Below are 6,933 nucleotides of genomic sequence, written 5' to 3'. Positions count from 1 at the left end.
GTTTAACCAGCAGGTTTGAGTGGGTTGCTGCCGGCTGGTGGGTGCCCGGCCGGATGGTTGGTGTTGCTGGCCTGGTGTTGGGTTGGTGGGGTCCTGGAGGGGCCCCTTTTTTTCGTTTAACCGGCCATCGGACATGTGACGGTGTCGTTTAGGGCGGCCGTCATATTCTCGTTAGTCTGAGGCCATGGCCTTTAGAAAGAACCGAGATCAAGCAGGCTACCCATTTGAACTTGATACTCGTTCGTCCGACAATCTCATGTCGGCTCAACAGAAAAGACGGCATGCATCTGCGCGGAAATCATTGTCATGGATTTCGTTCCTCATACTTGCAGTGTCGGCCTGCTCTTTAGCTGGATGCAGCAAGGGTGCCTTGAATGGCGATATCAAGCCAGGAGCAGGTGCCTATTCCGTGTACTACACGGATATGGACACGAACCATGGAAACGCGACTACCGTCAACGACGACGGATCAACCGTAGCTACCGGAAAACTGAAGGCAACGAATCTCTCCACTCGAATCGATGCGCCTTCAACAGTCGGACTTCTTGGTGCTAGGTCCGCTGACTTGGTCTTCGTAAACACTGACGGATCAGTGGATACAGGTTTTCTGGACTATCCTGAAGGCACTGGCGTCACCGCATCAACGTGGCTACGCAGCGATGAAGTAGCCTCGCTTGTCAACGTAGGGCAGAAAGAGGCAGGATACTCGAATCCGCTAGTCATCCATGATCGGATGGGCAAGACAATTCGTAGCCTTCAACTCTACGGATATATGCAAAGTGCCATCATGGACAACGGGAAGCTCTATCTCGCCGGCGAGATCTCATCTTCTAATCCTAAAGAGAGCGGATCACGAGTCATCGTGGCTGATCCAGTGGAGATGAAGGTGCTCGATCAGCATGACTGGGCTGGAACAGGAGGCATCCAGTCTTGTGCAGCGGCGGAAGGTCTGCTCTACTGTCTTGAATCAGATTCTTTTATCGGCATTGAGTATCCGGAGTTTTCTTGGAACAAGTTGGTCAAGATCGATCCACGCACCTGGAAGAAGACACTGATTAGAGAGTTCAAGGATGTGGGAGTGCGCGTAGTGAACCTCAACGGCAAGGTCTACGCACTTCTGGAACATCGTGTGGTCATGCTGTCCCCGGACGGTACCAAGGTCGCGAGCGAACAGCATTTTGGCAGCGGCGAAGATGCAAAGGTCGAGCGCCTTGCTGCAGCGCCGAATGGAGAGCTCGACCTGTATGTCCGTGATTTCTCGTTCGCGGCCCGAAGCGAGCACAGGAGCTATGTTGGCGATATTCTCCGCATAGATCCTTCCAGCCTCGCAACGCTGAGAAGTACTCCAATGGAACTGCCCGGAGAACAATTTGTCGATCTTCATGCCATTCCGGCGGAATTCTTTTCGCTGGCGAAGTAGTCTCCAACGGGGTACCGCTGACACCTCGTCGATCATCTGCTCGTGCCAGCGTGCCAGAGAGGGCCGAACGCCAGTTGTCTGTACGGGGGATGAATGGACCTTTGCAGTGGAAACTGAATGGCACAGTGGAAGTCCAGGCGGCCGCCAGCTACCGGTTGGTGCTTAGCCGTTCATGTCGAAACCAGTGTGGCGAAGGGCACTGTTGAAGAGCGGCTTCTCGATTGGCTTCTTCAGGCATTCTGCTGATATAGTTATGGAGTTGTCGCAATGCGAAGGACACCGTAGTTTTCCCATGGTTCAACCATGAGGGTTAGAGTTACGGCGATCATAGCGTGGGGGAAACGCCCGGTCCCATACCGAACCCGGAAGCTAAGACCCACTGCGCCGATGGTACTGCACTCGGGAGGGTGTGGGAGAGTAGGTCATCGCCGGGCATAATGTGCCGAAGGCCCCGAATTATCTCGGGGCCTTCGATGTTTAACCTGTACTTTTTACGCAGCTGGCCCAGAATCCGGGCTATAGGCCAAAAATGGTGTCTGGGCCGGGAGTGTCCCCGGCCCAAACCACCATTTCTAGCGGGTTTTAGCAGTGGATCAGCCCTGTATGCCCAGCCCGACCAGCTCTCGCCCAGAGTCCTTCTTCAGCAGTAGCTTCCGTTCCATAAAGCTGAGGACCACCAAGATCCTCTGCCTCATCCACGAGGTCTTCCGCGTGCTTTGCTGGTGCGTAAAGCTCCGGGGTGATGAACTGTTCGAGCCCCGGCCGGCTGGCTGGGTCAGCCCGGGTCCAGCAGAACCATTCCACCGCCCTGCGCCGGTGCTCTACCGGCATCCCACGATGTAGCCGAAGCATGTCCCGGATACCAGAGTTAATTCCGCCTTCGATCATATTCGTCGTGGAGTTGATCTTCAGGCCTTCGAACTCGGACTCCAGAAACGCGAACAGGTGCCCTTTGAGTAAGGGACGGTTCATTGCGTTGTAGGCCTTGCGTAACCGCTCGTGCGTGTACCACCAGACCCTGCTGCTGGTGATGCCTCGTGGCCTGAGACCAGTGTGGTCCCGAGCGTAGGTCCGTTCCTTGAGTAGGTGTTGGTATTGGGTATGCCAGGCGGTGAACAGTTGGATCCATTCGGTGGCTTGTTCCCGGCTGGTAATCCGCGTCAGCTTCAAGCTCAACACCCGTAACGCTTTGCCTGCCGGTGTTTTAGGACGCAGGGTCAGGTACTGGCGGACGGCGCGCTGCACGTGCACGAGGCAGCGTTGAATACGGACTTCTGGCCAGAGGGTGTCCAAGCATTTTTGTAGTCCACTGCCACCGTCGGTGACCACGATGCGTGGCGGCGGCAACGGGGAGAGCAGTGTTTGCCAGGCGATGGCTTTTTCGTGGTCGCACCATTGCCATCCGATGACTTTGCCGTGGGCGATGGCGATGAGGCAGCACCAGCCGGATCCTAAGTAAATTCCATCGACTTGGATCTCGGTAAAGATCTCACCGGTGGGGTTCAGGTGCGGGGTGACGTTCCAGCACCAGGCGGTGTTTCGGCGGAAGGTGCGGGCGCTGCGGTTGGAGTGTTCAGTTTGGTTGTTTTTGCTGGTGATCCAGGAGACCAGGGAGGTCAGTTCGTTGCGGGCTTTGGTGTCTGGTCGTCGTTGGTTGGTGGTGCTGGCGTTGCAGTGGGTGCAGCGCCAGCGTTGCTTGCCGTTGCGTTTCCCGTTTTTCTTGAGCGGGTTATCGCAGATACTACATAGGTGGGTGTTTTTACTGTTAAGGGTCACGCCTATGGGAACAACATCCATATGCGACTTGATCCTGTCCCGGGTTTCTGGGGCAGGATCAAGTTTGCAGACACCATTTATGACCTATAGGCCCAGAATCCGTAGATTCGGGGCCAGCTGCTATTTCCTACTTGATTTAGGCCTCTTCGAGGCGAAGTCCGCTGTTGGTATCGAACAGGTGGACATGCTGCAGCTTAGGCGCGATGTTCAAACGCTGTCCGCGTGCTGGAGGAGTTCTGCCATCTACGCGTACGACGATGGTCTGAGTCTTGCCTCCAAGGTCTGCAGATGCATATACATAGGCATCTGCGCCCAGTTCCTCAACGACATCTACAGTGATCTCCAGTCCTTCGCCTTCGCCGACGAACTGGATGTCTTCTGGACGAATACCCAAGGTAGTCGCTCCAGCTGCACCCGGTGCGCTAATAGCAGCGCTTCCGAAGGACACTTGGCCGTTGGCGGCATCCAGCTCCAGCAGGTTCATGGCTGGCGAGCCGATGAAGCCTGCAACAAAGACATTGCGCGGGCGGTCGTAGAGCTCGCGAGGGGTGCCTACCTGCTGTAGCTGGCCGTCCTTGAGGACTGCCACACGGTCGCCCATGGTTAAGGCTTCAACCTGGTCGTGCGTCACATACACGGTAGTGACACCCAGACGGCGGGTCAGCGAAGAGATCTGGGTGCGGGTCTGCACGCGCAGCTTGGCATCCAGGTTGGACAGCGGCTCATCCATCAGGAAGACCTGAGGGGAGCGGACGATTGCACGTCCCATGGCAACACGCTGGCGCTGGCCGCCAGAGAGCGCCTTTGGCTTGCGGTCGAGGTACTGGACCAGGTCCAGAAGCTCGGCGGCTTCCTTGACTCGACGGGTGCGCTCGGCCTTGTCGACGCCGGCGATCTTTAGTGCGAAGCCCATGTTCTCGCCCACGGTCATATGCGGGTACAGTGCGTAGTTCTGGAAGACCATGGCGATGTCGCGGTCCTTCGGCGGAACGTTGGTCACGTCCTTGTCGCCAATGAGGATGCGTCCGGAATTGACTTCTTCCAAGCCAGCCAGCATGCGCAGGGTGGTTGATTTGCCGCAACCCGAAGGGCCGACCAAAACGAGGAATTCGCCATCAGCGATTTCCAAGTCGATTCCGTCGACGGAAGGCACCAAAGCGCCTGGGTATACACGGGTGGCCTTGTCAAAGGTCACAGTTGCCATAATGACAATCCTTTCACGGGCAGGTACGTGCCCGACGATCCATAGTGAAAGTGAATTGGGACACTTTAGTTTCGCATGGAAACAAGGCTTTGCAAAAGCTGCGGTACGTCAAACGGCGAATCAATGCGGTGAACGGCGGCAGTTGCTCCGGGGCCTACCTTCACCGAAATGTCTTCGGCCTGCAGTACCCGGAAGCCGTTTTCGTCGGTGACGTCGTCCCCGGCGAAAAGCACTGCCTGCACGTCGAGCGCTTCCCTCAGCCACATCAGCGCCTTGCCCTTGTCGGTGTGCAGCACCGAAGCTTCCAGCACCGCTTTGCCGAGCATGAGCTTGACACCGTCCAGGTCCTGCAGCTCCTGCTGGGCCTGCGCCAGCGCGGTCTCCTGGTCTTCGGGGGCGGCCCGGCGCACATGCAGCACGGTGGCGCTGGGCTTGTACTCCAGTGAGACGCCGTCGAATTTCTCGGCGACGCGTGCGAGCCCCTGGGTCAGTGCGGCCAGCAGTGCAGACTGCTCATCGCTCAGCGCCGCTGACTGCCAGCCGGTGTGCAGCTGATCAGGCAGCGTGCGCTCTGCTCCGTGGGACCCGATCTGAATGGAGGGCAGGGGCGCGGGGTAGACCTCGGCCAGGGATTGGAGGTTTCGCCCGGAAACAACTGCCGTGTAGACCCCGGGCAATGCGCCGAGCTGGGCGACGAGCTGCGCGGATTCAGGCAGCGGCCTGGCATCCTGCGGATGGTCGACCAAGGGGGAGAGCGTGCCGTCGAAGTCGAGCGCCACCAGGATGCGCGGGTGTGCCGCAAATGCCTGCAATGCGTGAAGTAACTGCGGCGTCAGCGCTGCCACGGAGCCATCCAATCTATTGCTCATCGAAACCTACGAGCCGCTTGCGGCGGGGACAACGGGAATTGAGTTGGTGTTGATCTGGGCCAGTTCGGTGAGGAAGCGGTGTGACCAGCGGGCCACGTCGTACTCTTCGAGGTGGTGGTTCATGCGTTTCATGCGCTTGGCCTGCTCCGCTTCTGGCATGTTGACCGCCTGCATGATCTTCGCCTTCATGCCGTCGATGTCGTGGGGGTTCACCAACACCGACTGGGTGAGCTGGTCTGCTGCGCCGGTGAATTCGGAGAGCACCAGCACGCCGCGTCCGTCCTGGTGGGCGGCCACGTACTCCTTGGCCACCAGGTTCATGCCGTCGCGCAGGGCGGTGACCAGCAGCACGTCGGCTGCCAGATACAGGGCGATCATTTCCTTCAGCGGGTAGGAATGGTGCAGGTAGCGCAGCGTGGTGTGGCTCAGCGTGTCGAACTGGCCGGTGATCTGTCCGACCATGAGCTCCACCTGGTCGCGCAGCTCCATGTACGTTTCAACGTTCTCGCGGCTGGGGCTCGCCACCTGGATCAGGCAGACTTCGCCGGCTTTCAGCTGCTTGTCGTTGAGCAGTTCTCCATAGGTTTTCAGGCGGTGGCGGATGCCCTTGGTGTAGTCCAGCCGGTCCACGCCGAGCATGATGGTCTTAGGATTGCCCAGTTCATGGCGGATCTGCGCGGCCCGGGCAATGATCTGCGGATCGCGGGAAAGGCGCTTGATCTGCTCGTAGTCGATGGAGATCGGATGGGCGTCGGCGCGGCAGACGTTCTGCAGATCGTGCTCCGGGCGAGGCGTGGCCTCGTGCCCCTTGGTCTGGTAGTCGGTGAAGCGGCGCAGGCAGCGCAGGAAGTTAGTGGCGTCGGTTTCCCTTTGGAAGCCCACCAGGTCCGCTCCGGCCAGGCCTTCGAGGATTTGCCGGCGCCACGGCAGCTGCGAGAACAGGCTGGCGGCGGGGAACGGGATGTGCAGGAAGAAACCGATCTTCAGGTCGGGGCGGGCCAGGCGGAGCAGCCTCGGCACCAGCTGGAGCTGGTAGTCGTGCACCCAGACGGTGGCATTGGGTGCCGCGATGCGCAGCACTGCCTCAGCGAAGCGCTGGTTGATCTTCTTGTAGCGGTCCCACCAGGTGCGGTGGTAGGCGGGAGGGACAATGACGTCGTGGTACAAAGGCCACAACGTTGAATTGGAGAAGCCTTCGTAATACAGCTCCAGGTCGTCTTCGTTCAGCGGGACCGGCACCAGGTGGATGTCGTCCTTATCAAAGCTTTCAAGTTCTTCGTCGATGCCGCCGTGCCAGCCGACCCAGGCGCCGTCCGAGGCGGCCATGATCGGTTCGAGGGCGGTGACAAGGCCGCCGGGGGAGCGGCGGAAGCCCTGGGTTCCGTCCGGGTTGGTGACTCTGTCTACCGGCAGGCGGTTGGCCACCACAACAAAATCATAGGTATTTCCTGAACTTTGACCTGTCGCCGAGCTATCCACAATAAACCTCCTGGCTTAATTTCCAACCTGCGCACCGGTGGTCTAACGGAACCTGGGTCTTGAGCGTAGTCCTCTACCCTGCAAGTTAATTGTTCTCTTAAGCAGAGCCTAGTGAAATATCGGAGGCAAAGGAATTATGCCGGCGTTTTGCCTTCAACGTGACGTAAACAACTTCGGTGGGGGAC

General features: G+C 58.6%; 5 protein-coding genes and 1 rRNA gene. 2 read left to right on the top strand and 4 right to left on the bottom strand.

The window, feature by feature from the left end; genetic code table 11:
- Positions 1 to 184: 184 nt before the first annotated feature.
- Positions 185 to 1,420, top strand: coding sequence for a hypothetical protein (locus tag AUR04nite_RS05670; protein WP_141362840.1), 1,236 nt, complete (start codon positions 185 to 187; stop codon positions 1,418 to 1,420).
- Between the two features lie 317 nt (positions 1,421 to 1,737).
- Positions 1,738 to 1,854 (top strand): 5S ribosomal RNA (gene rrf, locus AUR04nite_RS05665).
- Between the two features lie 148 nt (positions 1,855 to 2,002).
- Here rrf and AUR04nite_RS05660 read toward each other — a convergent pair.
- The 4 genes from AUR04nite_RS05660 to AUR04nite_RS05645 all read right to left on the bottom strand — a co-directional run bounded on the left by AUR04nite_RS05660 (position 2,003) and on the right by AUR04nite_RS05645 (position 6,697).
- Complete coding sequence (locus AUR04nite_RS05660; protein WP_141362838.1) at positions 2,003 to 3,217, bottom strand: IS1249 family transposase; 1,215 nt, start codon at positions 3,215 to 3,217, stop codon at positions 2,003 to 2,005.
- A 115-nt stretch (positions 3,218 to 3,332) separates the two neighbouring features.
- Positions 3,333 to 4,400 carry an ABC transporter ATP-binding protein gene (locus AUR04nite_RS05655; protein WP_141362836.1) on the bottom strand — a complete coding sequence of 356 codons (1,068 nt, stop codon included), beginning with the start codon at positions 4,398 to 4,400 and terminating at the stop codon, positions 3,333 to 3,335.
- 65 nt (positions 4,401 to 4,465) lie between these two features.
- On the bottom strand, positions 4,466 to 5,269 hold the full coding sequence (gene otsB / locus AUR04nite_RS05650; protein ID WP_141362835.1) for a trehalose-phosphatase: 804 nt from the start codon (positions 5,267 to 5,269) through the stop codon (positions 4,466 to 4,468).
- A 6-nt stretch (positions 5,270 to 5,275) separates the two neighbouring features.
- Positions 5,276 to 6,697: an alpha,alpha-trehalose-phosphate synthase (UDP-forming) gene (locus AUR04nite_RS05645; protein ID WP_141362833.1), complete on the bottom strand. Its 1,422-nt coding sequence runs from the start codon at positions 6,695 to 6,697 to the stop codon at positions 5,276 to 5,278.
- Positions 6,698 to 6,933 lie beyond the last annotated feature (236 nt).

The organism is Glutamicibacter uratoxydans (assembly GCF_006539925.1).
GTDB classification, from domain to species: domain Bacteria; phylum Actinomycetota; class Actinomycetes; order Actinomycetales; family Micrococcaceae; genus Glutamicibacter; species Glutamicibacter uratoxydans.
The sequence above is the reverse complement of the archived record's forward strand: the minus strand, read 5'-3'. Positions and strand labels throughout refer to the sequence as shown.